The sequence below is a fragment of the Paenibacillus sp. D2_2 genome (assembly GCF_031199965.1).
Taxonomy (GTDB): Bacteria; Bacillota; Bacilli; order Paenibacillales; family Paenibacillaceae; genus Fontibacillus.
On record NZ_CP133605.1, the window covers coordinates 67,501 to 85,461 of the forward strand.

Sequence of the window (17,961 nt, forward strand, 5' to 3'; positions counted from 1 at the left end):
AGGGGAGCGTTGTATGCGGATTGAAGTTGGACCGGAAGGACTGGTGGACTGCATACAAGTGAGAATGCCGGTATGAGTAACGAAAAGATCAGTGAGAATCTGATCCGCCGAAAGCCCAAGGTTTCCTGAGGAAGGTTCGTCCGCTCAGGGTAAGTCGGGACCTAAGGTGAGGCCGAAAGGCGTAATCGAAGGACAACAGGTTGAAATTCCTGTACCACCGTAAGCCGTTATGAGCAATGGGGTGACGCAGGAGGGTAGTGACGCGAGCTGATGGATGCTCGTCCAAGCAGTGAGGCTGATGTGTAGGCAAATCCGCACATCGTTAAGGCTAGGCTGTGATGGGGAGGGAAAATTTATAGTACCGAAGGTCATGATCTCACACTGCCAAGAAAAGCCTCTAGCCAGGTGAAGGTGCCCGTACCGCAAACCGACACAGGTAGGCGAGAAGAGAATTCTAAGGCGCGCGGAAGAACTCTCGTTAAGGAACTCGGCAAAATGACCCCGTAACTTCGGGAGAAGGGGTGCCCCGGTAGTGTGAATAGCACGAGGGGGCCGCAGTGAAAAGGCCCAAGCGACTGTTTAGCAAAAACACAGGTCTGTGCGAAGCCGCAAGGCGAAGTATACGGGCTGACGCCTGCCCGGTGCTGGAAGGTTAAGGGGAGTGGTTAGGGGTAACCCGAAGCTATGAACCGAAGCCCCAGTAAACGGCGGCCGTAACTATAACGGTCCTAAGGTAGCGAAATTCCTTGTCAGGTAAATTCTGACCCGCACGAATGGCGTAACGACTTGGGCGCTGTCTCAACGAGAGATCCGGTGAAATTTTAATACCTGTGAAGATGCAGGTTACCCGCGACAAGACGGAAAGACCCCATGGAGCTTTACTGCAGCTTGATATTGGACTTTGATACGATTTGTACAGGATAGGTGGGAGCCTAGGAAGCCGGAGCGCCAGCTTCGGTGGAGGCGCCGTTGGGATACCACCCTGATCGTATTGGAGTTCTAACCTGGTACCGTAATCCGGTACGGGGACAGTGTCAGGCGGGCAGTTTGACTGGGGCGGTCGCCTCCTAAAGAGTAACGGAGGCGCCCCAAGGTTCCCTCAGAATGGTTGGAAATCATTCGAAGAGTGCAAAGGCAAAAGGGAGCTTGACTGCGAGACTGACAAGTCGAGCAGGGACGAAAGTCGGGCTTAGTGATCCGGTGGTACCGCATGGAAGGGCCATCGCTCAACGGATAAAAGCTACCCTGGGGATAACAGGCTTATCTCCCCCAAGAGTCCACATCGACGGGGAGGTTTGGCACCTCGATGTCGGCTCATCGCATCCTGGGGCTGAAGTAGGTCCCAAGGGTTGGGCTGTTCGCCCATTAAAGCGGTACGCGAGCTGGGTTCAGAACGTCGTGAGACAGTTCGGTCCCTATCTGTCGTGGGCGTAGGAAATTTGAGAGGAGCTGTCCTTAGTACGAGAGGACCGGGATGGACGCACCGCTGGTGTACCAGTTGTTCCGCCAGGAGCATAGCTGGGTAGCTAAGTGCGGAAGGGATAAGCGCTGAAAGCATCTAAGCGTGAAGCCCCCTCAAGATGAGATTTCCCAATTAGTAAGACCCCTTGAAGACGACGAGGTTGATAGGCCTGAGGTGGAAGTGCAGCAATGTATGGAGCTGACAGGTACTAATCGGTCGAGGGCTTATCCAATATTAAAATGCAAATGTAGTTTCGTATCCAGTTTTCAAGGATTAACCTTGAATTTATGGCTTTGGAGAGATACCCAAGTGGCTATAAGGGGACCCTCTGCTAAGGGGTTAGACTGCGTAAGCGGTGCGAGGGTTCGAATCCCTCTCTCTCCGCCATTTCTATACAAGCTATAAATATATAATTAATGTGGCGGTGTAGCTCAGCTGGCTAGAGCGTACGGTTCATACCCGTGAGGTCGGGGGTTCGATTCCCTTCGCCGCTACCATATTTACCTGGAGGCTTAGCTCAGCTGGGAGAGCATCTGCCTTACAAGCAGAGGGTCAGCGGTTCGATCCCGTTAGCCTCCACCATTTAACTTCATATGCCGGTGTAGCTCAATTGGTAGAGCAACTGACTTGTAATCAGTAGGTTGGGGGTTCAAGTCCTCTCGCCGGCACCATTTGTTTCACAGCGCGGAGCCGTGGTGTAGAGGCCTAACATGCCTGCCTGTCACGCAGGAGACCGCGGGTTCGAATCCCGTCGGCTCCGCCATTTAATTCAATGCATGTTTCCACAATGAAGTGGGAAAGTTATCAATACTTACCCCTTTATTTTTTTGACCAAATTACATATGGCTCGGTAGCTCAGTCGGTAGAGCAGAGGACTGAAAATCCTCGTGTCGGCGGTTCGATTCCGTCCCGAGCCACTTTTGTAAGTTTCAGGACAAGCCTGAAGCTCACATATATGGAGGCTTAGTGAAGTGGCTAAACACGGCAGACTGTAAATCTGCTCTCTACGAGTTCGGTGGTTCGAATCCATCAGCCTCCACCATTTATTTGAGCCATTAGCTCAGTTGGTAGAGCACCTGACTTTTAATCAGGGTGTCGAAGGTTCGAGTCCTTCATGGCTCATCTCAACAAGAACCCTTTCCAAGTAGTAAGTTACTACTCGGAAAGGGTTTTTCTTCATATCCATCTCTACATTCGTTTTTCTTGCATATCAAGCATAAGATTCGGCAATATTGAGTTTTGTGATTTCAATGATAAACTGGAGAAAATTTTTGTGGCCTTGTTTGTGATACAATAAATTCATACAATCAAAACCTATAGATCAGAGAGGCAACTTAGCTATGGATATTAAAGAGCTGAAGCGACAGTTAGAAGAGATTATAGGATCATCCTTATCTTTATTAGAGATGGATCAAGAGAATTGGACTGGCTTAGTAAATGACAAGAGCTTGGATCAACCTTCTTCCGGGATGACTGAGTTGCACGACCAGCCTCGATGGCTATGGAAAACTGATTCTTCCAAGGTTTATGTTTTTGAGTCCGAAACTCCATTGACTGAACGGGAAATTAGATTGATCGACCTTCTACTGTCTGCGAACCGTGAGAAGTCGAATCATCATCCCTATCCCTCAAAACGAGATGAGGAATCCCGCAGTATAGAGCTGGGCAAATGGCTGCAAGAGCAAATTAATAGCGGTAATATACAGAATACTGTTCCAGATGATATGGCGATGAAGCCCAAGCTGACGGAAAATTTATTCCCTTTCCTGTTGAGCTCTGAGGATCGTACGAATCAGGAAGTACCATTTTCCAAGCTATATAAATTGCTTCGCAGTTATTTTGGGGGTGAGGTTGTTCTCGTTCCCATGACTAAGTCATGGCTTGTTTTGGTTCGGGAGGAGCTGCTGCTGGATGTACAGGATGAGAGCAATGAGGGGATTGAGACAGAACGTGATATGTTAGGTGCTCTTTGTCAGGGTTTGTATGAGCTGATTGCCAATGAATGGGGTGGAGGAGGATTCCGCTTAGCTGTAGGGGACAAACAGATCAGCCAGGAGCACCTTTTACCGACGTTGATCGCTTTACGGGAGACACTATTGCTTGGGCGGATCTTTCAGGTATCAGAGCATATCCACCTGCCTTGGGATTTGGAACTCGAACGACTTATCTATCACATACCGGATGATCGGCGGCAACAATTCATAGAGGAGAATGGGGTCAACTCCCATCTGCTAGAGGATGAAGAGACGCTGGTTACACTGGAGACCTTCTTTCAACTGGATTGTAATGTAAGCGAGACAGCAAAGCGCTTGTATATACATCGTAACACTTTACTGTACCGGCTTGATAAGTTCAAACAGGAGACCGGGCTTGATGTTAGGAGCTTTCAGAATGCGGTTTTGGTCAAGCTCAGAATCCTATTGTATAAAGTTACGAAAAGGCTTTAATATTTTTGTGCAGTTTGTGGATGGCAGTTTGTTAGGCTTATAGGTTACTATATATACAGAAGTTGTATCCGATTACATTTAAGCAAAGATAGTTCATAAATCATTTATTATTAGGAGGAAATCACATGGCAGGCGTACGCTTAGAACACATTTTCAAGAAATATGCAGGTGCTGATAAAGCAACCGTTATGGACGTTAACCTTGATATCGCAGATAAGGAGTTCCTCGTACTCGTAGGTCCTTCCGGTTGTGGTAAATCTACAACTCTTCGTATGATCGCTGGTCTTGAAGAAATTACAGAAGGTAAATTGTATATCGGCGACCGCGTCGTGAATGACGTAGCTCCGAAAGACCGTGACATCGCGATGGTATTCCAATCCTACGCTTTGTATCCACATATGAACGTGTATCAAAACATGGCGTTCGGTTTGAAACTTCGTAAAGTGAAGAAGGATGAAATCGATCAACGTGTACGCGAAGCTGCTAAGATCCTCGACATCGAGCATTTGCTTGATCGTAAACCAAAAGCTCTTTCCGGTGGTCAACGTCAACGGGTTGCCTTGGGCCGCGCTATTGTCCGCGATCCTCAAGTGTTCCTCATGGACGAACCTCTTTCCAACTTGGACGCTAAACTTCGTGGTCAGATGCGTGCGGAGATTACAAAGCTGGTTAAACGTTTGGAAACCACTTGCATTTACGTAACACATGACCAAATCGAGGCTATGACAATGGGTGACCGTATCGTTGTTATGCACGACGGTATCATTCAACAAGCTGCTTCTCCGGAAGAATTGTATAACCAACCAAACAACATTTTCGTAGCTGGATTTATCGGTTCCCCTACGATGAACTTTGTGAATGGTACATTGTCTGAAGAAGGCGGAGAAATTCGCTTCAAGACTTCTAACCTGAACGTAGTAGTTCCACAAGGTAAAGCTACAGTATTGAAGGACAAAGGATATGTAGGCAAAGAAGTAATCATGGGTATTCGTCCTGAGGACATTCATGAAGAGCCAGTATTCCTGGAAGCTTCTCCACACACTGCACTCTCTGCAGACGTATATTTGACAGAGAACCTTGGTCACGAAATGCAATTGTACTTGAACGGTGTAGGTACCTCTTCCTTGATCGCTCGCGTTGACGGTCGTTCCAACACTCGTGAAGGTGACAAGGTTAAACTTGCTATCGATATGAACAAAATTCATATCTTTGACAAAGAAACTGAAAAGAACGTTTTCTATAACTAATTCTTTTATGCATATGGTAATCCTCGGATTATCCCTCAAAGAGCCGTCCCTCGGGACGGTTTTTTGTTTATAGAGCGAGGTCAATCCGTAGCTGTGATTGATTTACGAGGCGTTTTCATTTACGATGAATACATTAGCACGGTATAAATTGGTTTTTGTTGACAGCTTAACATAATCGATAGGTATCCTGTTCAAAGATGTAAATACACTTTGGCGTCGGATGGCTGGTAGGAAAGGAAGAACACCATGGCAAAAAAAGTTAAGGTATCGGAATTGGTGGGTCAATTTGGACTTGAGGTCATTTCCGGTGAACAAGGGCTGAAACGTGTGATCACGGTTGACGATCTATATCGTCCGGGTCTGGAAATGGCTGGTTATTTTGAATATCATCCACCAGAACGCGTACAAATCTTAGGCAAGACCGAATTAGCATTTTATGAGACATTGACAATGGAGCAGCGTCGGGAACGGATGAAGCTGCTGTGCAGCAGCGAGGAGACCCCATGTATTATTGTAACGAGAGCATGGGAGGTACCTGAGGAATTGATCGAGATCAGTGCGGAGAAGAATCTTCCGGTACTGCGCAGTAGTATGGCTACGACAATTCTGTCCAGCCGTATTACGAGCTTCCTGGAGAAGAAGCTGGCTCCTACGGCCACAATTCATGGCGTATTGGTTGACGTGTATGGTGTAGGAATGCTTATTACAGGTAGCAGTGGGATCGGGAAGAGCGAGACGGCGCTTGAGCTGGTAAAACGCGGTCATCGTCTGATTGCCGATGATGCGGTAGAAATCCGCCAGACATCGGACAATCAGCTACATGGTACAGCTCCTGAATTGATTCGTCACCTGCTTGAAATTCGAGGCGTAGGTATTATTAATGTTATGACGCTATTTGGCGCAGGGGCGATCCGCAACAATAAGAGAATTACACTCGTCGTCAAGCTTGAGGCCTGGCAGCAAGAGAAGCAGTATGATCGGCTGGGACTAGATGAAGAGACGACGCGCATCATCGATACCGACGTACCATTAGTAACGATCCCTGTTCGTCCAGGGCGTAACCTTGCAGTCATTATCGAAGTAGCAGCGATGAATTTCCGCTTGAAGCGGATGGGCTATAATGCAGCCTTGCAATTTACATCGAAGCTAACAGAGACGATTGCCGAAGATATCGATGATTTAGATTAGGAGCGTGAACGATGGGTACCTTGTTATTGAACCCGATAGCCTTCTCTATCGGTCCTTTGGCAGTGCATTGGTATGGTTTGATCTTGGGAACAGGTGCACTAATGGGTTTGCTCTTCGCTATATGGGAAGGCAAGAGATTTAAAATCCCACAGGAATTCTTTATGGACTTGCTTCTGTTCGGCGTTCCATCTGCAATCGTAGGGGCAAGGATTTATTTCGTCGCCTTTAAGTGGGAAGATTATAAGAATAATCTATGGGATGTCTTTAAGATCTGGAACGGTGGCATAGCTATCTATGGAGCGCTTATAGGAGCTATTATTTGCGCCATGATCTTCGTGAAGAAACGCGGTTATAACTTCTGGCGAATAGCGGATATTTGCGCACCGTCACTTCTCGTCGGTCAGTTGATCGGTCGTTGGGGAAATTTCGTTAACCAAGAAGCGTACGGTGGCGAGACAACGGAGACATTCCTGAGAGATTATCTACACTTGCCTTCATTTATTGTGAATCAAATGAATGTGGAGGGTATTTTCCGCCATCCGACTTTCCTATATGAATCGGTGTGGAACTTCGTAGGATTGCTCCTACTTTTAGTCTTGCGTAGACGCAAATTTCTACGTGCCGGAGAACTATTCTGTTCCTATTTCATATGGTATTCGATCGGCCGTTTCTTCATTGAGGCACTGCGTACGGATAGCCTGGCCTTCCAAGGCGCCGCTTGGCTGGCATCATTTGTGAATGGTCTGTGGGCACCGATGCAATGGATCGGATTTGAACAGGGATACCTGGCACCGTCATATGGGAATGTGCGGATATCGCAATTGTTGGCCCTTCTGATTGTAGTCGCTGCGGTCTTATTCATAATTGTAAGACGCAAGACGATTCCGAATTTGCCGCATTATCTCGATCCGATTGTATCGACTAAGGCTACGGGAATCGATAGCGCTACCCTGCAAATGCCTGCTCCAGCGGCTAAAACTGCTGCTGAGCAAGACAACAGTACAACCTCGGCTGAGGAAGCAAAGCCGCTACCTGAGCCGGACAGTACGGAGGATAAAAAGGAGTAAATAGACTGCATGATACGCACAGTGTTATTTGATTTGGATGGAACGATCGTAGATACAAATGAGTTGATTATTACTACTTTTATGCATGTGATTGACAAACATATGGACAAGCCCTATACGCGTGAACAGATTATTCCCTACATGGGCATGACGCTGGAAGAACAATTGCAGATATTTTCAGGTCAAGAGGATGTAGCCCATATGGTGAAGGAATATCGTTCTTATAACAATGAACGTCATGATGAATTGGTACGAGAATTTCCTCATGTCCTAGAAGTCATTCGCGCGATGCATGAGAACGGGATTAAGCTCGGCGTAGTGACGACGAAGATTCGGCTCACGGCGATGCGGGCTCTCGAGCTATTTGGTCTTAGACCGTATATGGATGTGATTATTACCGTTGAGGATGTGCAGCATCCTAAGCCACATGCGGAACCGATCCTGACGGCGATGGACCAATTGAATGCGGACCCAGCTAGCACGTTGATGGTCGGAGATAGTGCAGCCGATCTGAAGTCCGCCCAGGCGGCAGGCGTGCGCTCCGCTGCAGTAGCTTGGTCGCTAAAGGGCGCTGAGGAGCTACAAAAGTATAATCCAGATTATATCCTTAATGACATGACCGATCTATATGATCTTGTCGGGATGGGAGCCAATAAATAAGTGAGGAAAGTGGAGCGTTATCCAGTGAACGGTCCGAATGCGCTATGGCAGATCTATCGGACGGTAAGCCCCTGGAAGGGCGTGAAAAACTTCATCTTCATACAAATCGCTAGATATTGTCCGATCTTGTCGCTGAAGAACTGGATTTATCGCCATATTCTCGGGATGAAGGTTGGAGAACATACGGCCTTTGGCCTGATGGTTATGGTGGATGTCTTCTTCCCGGAGAAGCTGACAATCGGTCGTAATTCGATTATCGGTTATAATACGACAATCCTAGCCCATGAATATTTGATTCGCGAGTATCGCCTCGGAGAAGTTCATATTGGCGACGAAGTGATGATTGGGGCCAACTCGACGATTTTACCGGGAGTAACGATTGGGGATGGTGCGGTTGTTGCAGCCGGTTCGGTGGTTCACAAGGATGTAGCGCCCGGAGCCTTCGTAGGTGGGAATCCAATGCGTGAAATAGAGCGTAAAAGCCCGGAGGGAGTCCGCGAATCGGCTGGTCAGGAATAAAATAAATAGGCAATTGGAGCAACCTGGACAGGTGTTCTAGTTGCTTTTTTTTTATTTAAAATTATTAAGGGATGCATAGTAAGACAGGGCTGCTGAAAGGTGGGAAATAAGGTAATATTGCAAACGATCTCCCCAACTCGTCCTATATAAGGTATGATAATGAGTGGAATAAAACGATAGAAATATGATTACTGGGAGTTGATACAGTGAGTCAAAGCATCAAAAAGGAGAGACTGCCGCAACTTGATTTATTCAGGGCGATGGCTATCTTCTGTGTAATACAGGTTCACTCTTCATCATTTGCTACAGTGCAAGCCGTTAACTCATCAATCTTTTATTTTTACAATTGGATGAATATTTTCTTTAAGATTGGTACTCCGTGCTTTATTTTTCTGAGCAGTTTTGTCTTATTTTATAATTATTATGATCGTCCCGTGAACAAGGAGCTAATCGGTCATTTTTATAAGAAACGTCTGACTTATATCATTCTTCCTTATATATTGGTGTCTTGTTGTTATTTTATATTGGTCCACTGGGATAATAGGCAGCTATTTAGCAACTCCAAGATGTACGAGCTGCAACAGCTTGGCATGAAGTTGATTACAGGAACGTCCTATACTCATTTATACTTTGTATTTATCAGTATTCAGTTCTATATTTTGTTCCCGTTAGTGTTGTGGTTGTTTCAGTCGTTCCGGAAGAGCAAAATACTACTTGCCTCGATCATACCTTTGGGTTTAGCGCTCCAATGGGGCTTCTATTTCTGGAACAAGTTCGATCTGCATATTCCTAACAAAGGAAGCTATGCGCCATCCTACATGGCCTACTATTTCATGGGTGCTGCGATAGCGATTTACTTCGGACATATCAAGGGCTGGCTTAAGAGCGACTGGAAGGATATGTCCGGCAAGCAGAAAATGTGGACCGGGCTGCTGTGGGCAAGCTGGTTGGCTGTTGCTTTTACCCATGTGCAAATTTGGTTCTCCTATCGTCAGCATTGGAGTAGTCCAAATTCGACATGGTTTGAAATGCTGTGGAATGTCCACACGCTGCTGTCGGCATTGGTGCTGATGCGAGCATCGTTCCTTATTCAACGGAGAGGTTCAGCATTTTGGAATAAGGCGCTTACCCGATTAGGCGAGCTGTCCTTTGCTGTGTATCTGTTCCATCCGGTAGTTCTATTCTTCTATCGTAAATTGAGAGATCATTATTCAATTCCAGGCGCTTCCGCGATGTACTTCCTGTACATTATCGGCGGTTCCGCTTGTGCTCTGGCTATCTCATGGTTATTTACGCAGTTCTGCTTCAGAAGGCTTCCGTTTGCATCCGTATTCCTCGGCAGTGTTCCATACTCATTAAAGAAAAAGAAGAAAACACCAGACACTCATCGTCCAGGTCAGGATCGTACGGTGAAGATGAATGGTTAAAAATTATAGCCGATTGGGATTTTTTATCAAGTCTAAAATGTAAAAAAGCTATGATCAAATAATGGGGTTACATATTATATATCAATAATAATATGTAACCCCATTATTGTTATAATCTATCGTTCTCCGCTAGTTGAGCGAAGTATGAATGTTTGCCTAATTTATTGGGGTGCTTTCGTTCTAAGTAAATTTAATCCTAAACCGATAAATACCATCCCAGTTAGTTTGCTTAAATAGGCACCAATTCTTTGGTTCATACTTAGTTTCTTGGTGATAAAAGAGGAGAAATAAGCAATAAACAGACACCAAATTAATCCAGTGAACGAAAAGGTAAGCCCTAGAATGATGAATGGGATTGGACTAGAGACCTTTGTATCAATAAATTGTGGAAGAAAAGATAGGAAGAATAAAGATACTTTAGGATTTGTAAGACTGGTCAGCATCCCTTGAATATATGTTTTTCTAAGGTTCTGTTGCTTATCTAATTCCGATGCACTGAAAGTTAAATTTGATTTATCCAATAACATTCTTATTCCTAGATAGACCAAATAAATAACACCAACTATTTTAATAATATTGAATAATATGATCGATTTCGTAAGTATAATGGATAAACCAAACGCAACCAACAAAGTATGGATCAAAGAACCACTAATAATACCGAATACGGAATACATACCAGCTTTTCTACCTTGTGAAATACTTCTCCCAACAATATACATAGTGTCTGCGCCAGGAATTAGATTTAAGAGAATTCCTGAAAGCAAAAATACTTCGTAATTGATTATTCCAAACATGTTGCTACTCCCGCCTCCCCGCTGTGAATATACAAAGGGAAAATTGTAATCTAGAAAAAAACTCATGTCAATATTGATGAAAATAACGTTATGATCTTTGCATCCTTACTGATATGGACAAGCTTTAGTCACCGTTGACGGTTCAAGTGAGAGTATGTTAAGATATGCCATATTCTTTATTTTGGTAGTATGGTAGTACTTTAATGTGATAAAATGAATAAACTTATAATGGATGCATGTTAAGCGACGAGAGGTGAGGACATTGTCAAAACCGAAGGGCTTTGAGAAACCGGCTGGTGTACGTGACTATTTGCCGTTCGCAGTAGATAAGCTGAGAGAGATTGAGCGGCGCGTATTGGATTGTATGGCTGGCTGGGGATACCGCCAAATTATGACCCCGACAATGGAATACTATGAGACAGTTGGGGTAGCTAGTTCTACATCTGATCAAAAGCTGTTCAAATTGCTTAATAATCGGGGGACGACGATGGTTCTTCGTTCCGATATGACAACGCCGATTGCCCGGGTTGTATCTTCTCTATTGAAGGAGGAACCTTTACCGCTGCGTTTGTCCTATCATGCGAATGTCTTTCGCTCTATTGAGGAGGAAGCGGGCAAGGAAGCGGAGTTCTATCAGACGGGCGTTGAGCTGGTCGGGACGATTCAGCAGAGGCGGATGCCGAAGTGGTAGCTCTCGCTGTAGCGTCTCTGCAAGCTGCTGGTGTATCTTCCTTCAAGATTGCACTTGGGCATGTTGGATTCTTGAATGGTCTGCTGGAAGAAGCGATTCCAGGACGTGAGGATATACAGCAGGAATTGAAGGACAGACTGCTGAGACGTGACTTCGTAGGTTATCGTGAAATGTTGGCTCGACTCGATCTATCGACAGGCCAGCGTGACGAGCTAGCAGGGATTCTGAAGCTGCGCGGCGACAAGGGAGTTTGCCGTGAGGCGCTGGAGCTGAGCCGTAATTCGCTCGTTCAGAGCTCGATCGAACATTTGAGCGCGGTGTGGGAGGCTCTAGAAGATTTCGATGTAGCTAGACATGTCATTATTGACCTGACGATGATTGGCGACTTCTCATACTATACAGGCTTGATCTTCGAGGGATACGCTGCTGATATCGGCTTCCCGGTCTGTGGCGGGGGCGCTATGACAAGCTCCTGCAGCAATTTGGCCGCCCGGCTCCGGCAACGGGCTTCTCTCTAAGACGAACCGAATTCTTGATGGTGTCGATGGGTTGAAGGTTAGGCTCGAACTGCCTGTATTGATGCAGTATGATGCATCTAATCGCAGAAGGGCTTATGTTGAGGCGGAGCAATTGCGTGGTGAAGGAAGAAGCGTCCGGATGCGGCTTGTATCTGGGCCGGATGAATTGGAGACAGGAGACTACGTTGTTACGTTGGTAAGTTTCTAAATTGGCTGGCATTCAGGATTGAAGCAGGATTAGACAAGAATGAGATGATATCTATTTCCCAATAAGTCAGTACTGAGAGAGGGGCGGGTCTTCATGAGTGAGATCATTAAGGTTGCCATGCCTAAAGGGCGTATCTATAAAAAAGCTTCAGCACTGTTCAGAGAGGCGGGCTTCCATATCCCGAACGATGTGGATGAGACCCGAAAGCTGGTCATCCCATTGCCGGAGATCGGTATGGAGTTTATTCTCGCCAAGCCTGTCGATGTACCTACTTATGTGGAGTACGGTGTAGCTGATATCGGTATTGTTGGCAAGGATGTGCTGATGGAAGAAGATCGGGACGTATATGAGCTGCTGGACCTTGGCATAGCGCGCTGTCGGATGTCGGTTATCGGACTGCCGGATTGGAAGCCGGGTATTCATCAGCGGGTTGCCACTAAATATCCGAATGTGGCTTCGCGATACTTCCGGGAACAGGGGCAGCAGGTGGAAGTTATCAAACTGAACGGGTCGATTGAGCTTGCTCCATTGATCGGACTGGCCGATCGGATCGTGGATATGGTTGAGACCTGGTCAGACGCTCAGAGAGAACGGACTAGTGGAAATGGAGCGTATATTTGAGATTACGAGTCGGCTTGTTGCTAACCGGGTCAGCTATCGGATGAAAAATGCCGAGATCCAGGCTCTATGTGATGCTCTGGCCTTGGTGATAGAACGGTAACAGGAAGCTCGGTAGAGTGGTTGGGATGGACAGAAGGAGACTATTAATCCCTATGAGCAGGACGAATGTGAAGCAGTATTGATGAGGAGGAGCCAGGATGAAGATCGTAAGGGCACGGGATTTTGATTTGAAGCGGGAAGTCGAGTATGGCTCAGTAGAGCAGAATACAGCTGTACGTCAGATCGTCGCGGATGTGAAGCGAGAAGGTGATTCGGCGCTGCTCCGGTATACGGAGCAGTTTGATAGGGTGAGACTGGATGCTGGAGCGCTGCGGGTTACTGAAGCTGAGCTTAAAGCCGCTTATGATCACGTAGAACCCTCATTCGTTACGGCGATCTCTGCAGCTGCCGCGAATATCCGTGCTTTCCATTCCAGACAGAAGCGGAACTCCTGGATGGATCTACAGCCGGATGGCAGTCTGCTTGGGCAGATCATCCGGCCGCTGAAGCGGGTTGGCGTATATGTCCCTGGCGGCAAGGCGGCCTATCCTTCCTCCGTACTGATGAACGTCATCCCTGCCCAGGTTGCAGGTGTCCCTGAGATCGTCATGGTAACTCCGCCTGCGACAGGCGGTAAAGAAGGGATCGACCCATACATTCTCGTCGCTGCTGCTGAGGCTGGAGTGAATGAGATTTACCGGGTTGGCGGCGCACAGGCGATTGCTGCATTGGCTTACGGCACGGATACGATCGCTCCGGTGGATAAAATCTGTGGACCAGGCAATATTTACGTAGCTTTGGCTAAGCGAGAAGTGTATGGAGTCGTAGACATTGATAGTATTGCCGGTCCGAGCGAGATTGCTGTGCTGGCCGATGATAGCGCCGATCCGGCGTATATTGCCGCGGATTTGCTATCCCAGGCAGAGCATGACGAGATGGCGTCAGCTATTCTGGTCACGCCATCTGCCTCGTTCGCATCCGCTTGTCAGGTTGAGGTGGAGCGTCAATTGGCAGAGCTGCCTCGCCGGGATATCGCAGCGGCCTCAATCGCGAATTACGGGGCAATCATTATCGTGGATTCGATCGACGAGGGAATATCGGTCATTAATCGGCTCGCACCGGAGCATTTCGAATTGATTGTGGAGGACCCGCTCGTCCACCTTGGCAAGATCGAGAATGCGGGCGCCATTTTCCTGGGACCGTACAGCTCAGAGCCGGTTGGAGATTATTTTGCGGGACCGAATCATATCATTCCGACGAATGGCACGGCTCGCTTCTCGTCACCTGGTCGACGTGGATGATTTTATTAAGAAATCGAGCTTGATTTACTATAGCAAGGAAGCTCTCCTCGCGAATGGAGAGACCATTATGGAGCTGGCGCGCCGTGAAGGGTTGGAGGGTCATGCCCGAGCAATTGAGGTTCGGCTCCGCAAAGAAGGATTACAATCTGGCACTGTATTAGAAGGAAAGGTGGGGCATACGATGGCGACAAATGAAGAGAAGGCGGTAACAGTAAGACAAGGGGAGATCAGTCGTGTCACGAATGAGACGCAGATTAAGCTGAGCTTCGGCCTGGATGGCAGCGGTAAGTCCGAATTGGAGACGGATGTTCCATTTCTGAACCATATGCTAGATTTGTTCACGAAGCACGGGCAGTTCGATCTATCAGTACAGGCACACGGGGATATTGAAATCGATGATCACCATACGGTGGAGGATATCGGTATTTGTCTGGGCCAATGTCTGTATAATGCACTCGGTGACAAGCGGGGAATCAAACGTTATGCTAGCGTGTTCGTTCCAATGGATGAGGCGCTGGCTCAGGTAGTCATCGATGTCAGCAACCGCCCGCATTTCGAATATCGGGCTGAGTATCCTTCAGATCGCGTAGGTAGCTTCGATGTGCAGCTTGTGCATGAGTTCCTGTGGAAGCTGGCTCTGGAAGCGCGAATTACGCTGCATGTCATCGTTCATTATGGTCAGAACACTCATCATATGATCGAGGCGGTATTCAAGGCATTGGGTCGTGCGCTCGACGAGGCGACGAGCATCGATCCGCGCGTTAGTGGTGTGCCTTCGACGAAGGGAGTTCTCTAGTCATGAAGCTCGCGATTGTCGATTATGGGATGGGCAACTTACATAGCGTTGCCAAAGCCATTGAGCGTCTCGGTTACGAGGCCGTCGTGAGCGGTGATGCGGCTGTACTTCTGGCCGCGGACGGCATTCTGCTGCCTGGAGTCGGCGCCTTCGGCGACGCGATGGAGCAGCTTATTGCCTCCGGCCTCGATGGTACGTTGAGGCAGGCGGTGGACAGCGGCAAGCCGCTGCTCGGTATCTGCCTCGGCATGCAACTGCTCTTCTCCGCCAGTGAAGAGCATGGCACGCACGAAGGCTTGGGGCTGCTGCCCGGCCGGGCCGTGCGCTTCAGCCCAGAGAGCGGCCTAAAGGTGCCGCACATGGGCTGGAATCGGCTGCAGTTCAAGCAGCCGGATCACCCGCTCCTGGCAGGACTTGACGAAGGACATGTGTACTTCGTCCATTCTTATCATGTGCTGCCAGAGCGGGAGCAGGACCTTCTGGCCGTAACCGATTACGGCCAGCCAGTTACCGCGATCGTAGGACGCGGTAATGTGTTCGGGATGCAATTCCATCCCGAGAAGAGCGGTGAGCTGGGCATGGCGTTGCTACGGAATTTCCTCGCGATGGTTGAGTCAGGTGCAGTGATAAGCTGATTAATGCTAGGTGCAATGGAGAACGAATGGGCAAGTTCAACTTATAACATTTATATAAATCTTAACTAACCAGTGCGGGGGAAAGCAAATGTCATCATTCATCATTTATCCGGCGATCGATATCCGAGATGGGAAATGTGTACGTCTCATTCAGGGCGATTATAGCCAGGAGACAATATATAATGATAATCCGGTTGAAGTGGCTAAGTCATGGGAGAAGCAGGGCGGGAAGTTCATCCATCTGGTTGATCTTGATGGGGCCAAGGCAGGTCATCCGGTGAACGATCAGTTAATTGGGGAGATCGCCCGGGCGGTGCAGGTTCCTGTTCAGGTTGGAGGCGGACTGCGCTCTGTTAAGGACGTAGAACGACTGCTATTACTTGGAGTTAGCCGGGTTATTATCGGAACTGCTGCGATTGAGGACCGTGAGTTCACTGAATCGGTACTGGGTACATACGGCGATAAAGTGGCGATCGGCATCGATGCCCGAGATGGACTTGTTGCCACACGTGGCTGGCTGGAGACATTGGAGGTTAAGGCAGAGGAACTGGCCAAAGAATTGGCCTCCAAAGGGGCCGAGACGTTTATTTTTACCGATATATCGCGCGACGGTATGATGCAGGGCCCGAATGTAGAAGCTATCCGCCGTTTGGCTGAGGTATCGGGGCGCACCGTGATTGCCTCCGGCGGGGTGACAGTACAAGATGACCTGTTGAAGCTGGCTGCTTATGCGAAGCAAGGAATCGGCGGGGCAATTGTTGGCAAGGCGCTTTATACCGGCAATATTGGTCTGGCCGAGGCAATTCAGGCAGTCTCAGTATTGTAAGGCTTGATAACAATACCGTAATTGGAGAGGAGAGCGATGAACATGCTCGCAAAGCGTATTATTCCTTGCCTCGATGTGAAGGACGGACGAGTGGTAAAGGGCGTTAATTTCGTGAATCTTCGTGATGCTGGAGATCCGGTAGAGCTGGCCGCTCTCTACGACAGAGAGGGGGCCGATGAGATCGTATTCCTTGATATCTCTGCCTCCCATGAAGGCCGAGCTACGATGATCGAGGTAGTGCGTCAGACCGCTGGTGAGATCGCTATTCCTTTCACGGTAGGCGGAGGCATATCACAGGTAGATGATATGAAGCGGATTTTGAGGGCAGGTGCTGATAAGATTGCCATCAACACAGCGGCTGTATTAAGTCCCGAGCTGATCTCAGATGGAGCGAGAAGATTCGGCTCGCAGTGTATTGTAGTGGCTGTAGACGCTAAGTACAATGCGGAATGGGGAGATTGGGAAGTGTTCACCCATGGAGGCCGCAAGGCTACAGGAATGAGAGCAATAGCATGGATCCAGGAAGCCGAAGCAAAGGGAGCGGGCGAAATTCTGCTCACGAGCATGGATGCCGACGGCACCAAGGATGGCTTCGATCTTGCACTAACGAAGGCGGTTAGCAGTCAGGTTGGCATACCGGTGATCGCTTCTGGCGGAGCAGGCAAAATGACCGATTTTTATGACGTGTTCACGGAAGGGCAGGCGGACGCTGCGTTAGCGGCGACGATCTTTCATTATAAGGAAATCGCAGTACCTGAGCTTAAGGCAGACTTGAAGGCCAGAGGAGTGGAAGTAAGATGACGATAAATCAGCCATTACAATTGCCGTTATCAATCACGGAACTGAAGCAGAATATAAAGTGGGATGCGGATGGGCTTATCCCTGTGATCGTCCAGGATGCTGCTACGAAGGAAGTGCTGATGCTTGCCTATATGAATGAAGAGTCACTGCAGAAATCGATTGAGACGGGTCAAACTTGGTTCTGGAGCCGCTCTCGTTCTGAACTGTGGAATAAAGGGGCTACTTCAGGTAATACGCAACAGATTCTCTCATTGAATTATGATTGTGACGGGACACACTGTTAGCACTCGTGAATCCGCAAGGTCCAGCTTGTCATACCGGTGAGACAACTTGTTTCTATCGAACGTTGGCTGCTGCAGATCAAGAGGGGCTGGAAGCAACAATCTCCGAAGCAGACAGTCGCTTTACCGTATTAGCCGAATTGGAGAGTCTGATTGCCCAGCGTTATATTGAGCGCCCTGAAGGGGCTTATACGACCTATCTGTTCGAGAAAGGCATCGATAAGATCCTGAAGAAGGTAGGAGAAGAGACGGCAGAATCGATTATCGCTGCTAAAAATCAGGATAACGACGAGTTAAGATACGAGGTAAGTGATCTCATCTATCATTTGCTGGTTCTGCTGCGGGAGAGAAATCTGCCACTGGATGATATTATGACCGAGCTGGAGCGCCGACATGAGCGCCCGCGCCGCGATTAAAGGCGGAGGTGAGG

12 protein-coding genes, 8 tRNA genes, 1 rRNA gene and 4 pseudogenes (1 of these 25 only partly in view) are annotated in these 17,961 nt (G+C 48.0%); 24 read left to right on the top strand and 1 reads right to left on the bottom strand.

Annotation, left to right across the window (positions count from 1 at the left end; genetic code table 11):
• The 16 genes from RE628_RS00330 to RE628_RS00405 all read left to right on the top strand — a co-directional run.
• Window positions 1-1,694, top strand: a 23S ribosomal RNA gene (locus tag RE628_RS00330); it begins 1,236 nt to the left of the window's first position.
• A 63-nt stretch (window positions 1,695-1,757) separates the two neighbouring features.
• Window positions 1,758-1,849: transfer RNA gene (locus RE628_RS00335), tRNA-Ser, on the top strand.
• 33 nt (window positions 1,850-1,882) lie between these two features.
• Window positions 1,883-1,959, top strand: a tRNA-Met gene (locus RE628_RS00340).
• Between the two features lie 9 nt (window positions 1,960-1,968).
• Window positions 1,969-2,044: transfer RNA gene (locus tag RE628_RS00345), tRNA-Val, on the top strand.
• 13 nt (window positions 2,045-2,057) lie between these two features.
• Window positions 2,058-2,133 (top strand) — tRNA-Thr (locus RE628_RS00350).
• Between the two features lie 15 nt (window positions 2,134-2,148).
• Window positions 2,149-2,225: transfer RNA gene (locus RE628_RS00355), tRNA-Asp, on the top strand.
• A gap of 81 nt (window positions 2,226-2,306) precedes the next feature.
• Window positions 2,307-2,379 (top strand) — tRNA-Phe (locus RE628_RS00360).
• Window positions 2,380-2,419: 40 nt separating this feature from the next.
• Window positions 2,420-2,504: transfer RNA gene (locus RE628_RS00365), tRNA-Tyr, on the top strand.
• A gap of 7 nt (window positions 2,505-2,511) precedes the next feature.
• Window positions 2,512-2,584 (top strand) — tRNA-Lys (locus RE628_RS00370).
• Between the two features lie 218 nt (window positions 2,585-2,802).
• Entirely contained in the window at window positions 2,803-3,909 is a 1,107-nt protein-coding gene (locus RE628_RS00375) for a PucR family transcriptional regulator (protein WP_309156896.1), read from the top strand.
• Between the two features lie 125 nt (window positions 3,910-4,034).
• A complete protein-coding gene (locus RE628_RS00380) occupies window positions 4,035-5,156 on the top strand; it encodes an ABC transporter ATP-binding protein (protein ID WP_309156897.1) in 1,122 nt (373 codons plus the stop codon).
• A gap of 246 nt (window positions 5,157-5,402) precedes the next feature.
• Window positions 5,403-6,344 carry an HPr(Ser) kinase/phosphatase gene (hprK, locus tag RE628_RS00385; RefSeq protein ID WP_309156898.1) on the top strand — a complete coding sequence of 314 codons (942 nt, stop codon included), beginning with the start codon at window positions 5,403-5,405 and terminating at the stop codon, window positions 6,342-6,344.
• Window positions 6,345-6,355: 11 nt separating this feature from the next.
• Entirely contained in the window at window positions 6,356-7,411 is a 1,056-nt protein-coding gene (gene lgt / locus RE628_RS00390) for a prolipoprotein diacylglyceryl transferase (RefSeq protein ID WP_309156899.1), read from the top strand.
• Window positions 7,412-7,420: 9 nt separating this feature from the next.
• Complete coding sequence (gene ppaX, locus RE628_RS00395; protein ID WP_309156900.1) at window positions 7,421-8,071, top strand: pyrophosphatase PpaX; 651 nt, start codon at window positions 7,421-7,423, stop codon at window positions 8,069-8,071.
• Window positions 8,072-8,590, top strand: a complete 519-nt coding sequence (locus tag RE628_RS00400; protein WP_309156901.1) for an acyltransferase — start codon at window positions 8,072-8,074, stop codon at window positions 8,588-8,590.
• Window positions 8,591-8,796: 206 nt separating this feature from the next.
• On the top strand, window positions 8,797-10,017 hold the full coding sequence (locus tag RE628_RS00405; RefSeq protein WP_309156902.1) for an acyltransferase: 1,221 nt from the start codon (window positions 8,797-8,799) through the stop codon (window positions 10,015-10,017).
• A 161-nt stretch (window positions 10,018-10,178) separates the two neighbouring features.
• Here the strand turns inward: RE628_RS00405 and RE628_RS00410 are convergent, their stop codons facing one another.
• Complete coding sequence (locus RE628_RS00410; protein WP_309156903.1) at window positions 10,179-10,814, bottom strand: LysE family translocator; 636 nt, start codon at window positions 10,812-10,814, stop codon at window positions 10,179-10,181.
• A 262-nt stretch (window positions 10,815-11,076) separates the two neighbouring features.
• Here RE628_RS00410 and RE628_RS00415 point away from each other — a divergent pair.
• The 8 genes and pseudogenes from RE628_RS00415 to hisIE all read left to right on the top strand — a co-directional run bounded on the left by RE628_RS00415 (window position 11,077) and on the right by hisIE (window position 17,947).
• A pseudogene (locus tag RE628_RS00415) lies at window positions 11,077-12,231 on the top strand (ATP phosphoribosyltransferase regulatory subunit).
• Between the two features lie 93 nt (window positions 12,232-12,324).
• Window positions 12,325-12,952 (top strand): annotated as a pseudogene (gene hisG, locus RE628_RS00420) (ATP phosphoribosyltransferase).
• A gap of 97 nt (window positions 12,953-13,049) precedes the next feature.
• Window positions 13,050-14,259, top strand: a pseudogene (gene hisD, locus RE628_RS00425) (histidinol dehydrogenase); the annotation flags it as partial.
• A gap of 114 nt (window positions 14,260-14,373) precedes the next feature.
• The gene (gene hisB, locus RE628_RS00430; RefSeq protein ID WP_309159319.1) at window positions 14,374-14,988 is read left to right on the top strand and encodes an imidazoleglycerol-phosphate dehydratase HisB; all 615 of its coding nucleotides are present in this window, start codon (window positions 14,374-14,376) and stop codon (window positions 14,986-14,988) included.
• Between the two features lie 2 nt (window positions 14,989-14,990).
• Complete coding sequence (gene hisH, locus RE628_RS00435; RefSeq protein ID WP_309156904.1) at window positions 14,991-15,623, top strand: imidazole glycerol phosphate synthase subunit HisH; 633 nt, start codon at window positions 14,991-14,993, stop codon at window positions 15,621-15,623.
• 88 nt (window positions 15,624-15,711) lie between these two features.
• On the top strand, window positions 15,712-16,449 hold the full coding sequence (hisA, locus tag RE628_RS00440; RefSeq protein WP_309156905.1) for a 1-(5-phosphoribosyl)-5-[(5-phosphoribosylamino)methylideneamino]imidazole-4-carboxamide isomerase: 738 nt from the start codon (window positions 15,712-15,714) through the stop codon (window positions 16,447-16,449).
• 42 nt (window positions 16,450-16,491) lie between these two features.
• Entirely contained in the window at window positions 16,492-17,250 is a 759-nt protein-coding gene (gene hisF / locus RE628_RS00445) for an imidazole glycerol phosphate synthase subunit HisF (RefSeq protein WP_309156906.1), read from the top strand.
• Window positions 17,247-17,947: pseudogene (gene hisIE / locus RE628_RS00450) on the top strand (bifunctional phosphoribosyl-AMP cyclohydrolase/phosphoribosyl-ATP diphosphatase HisIE). Before hisF ends, hisIE begins: the two are co-directional and overlap by 4 nt.
• Window positions 17,948-17,961: the final 14 nt, after the last annotated feature.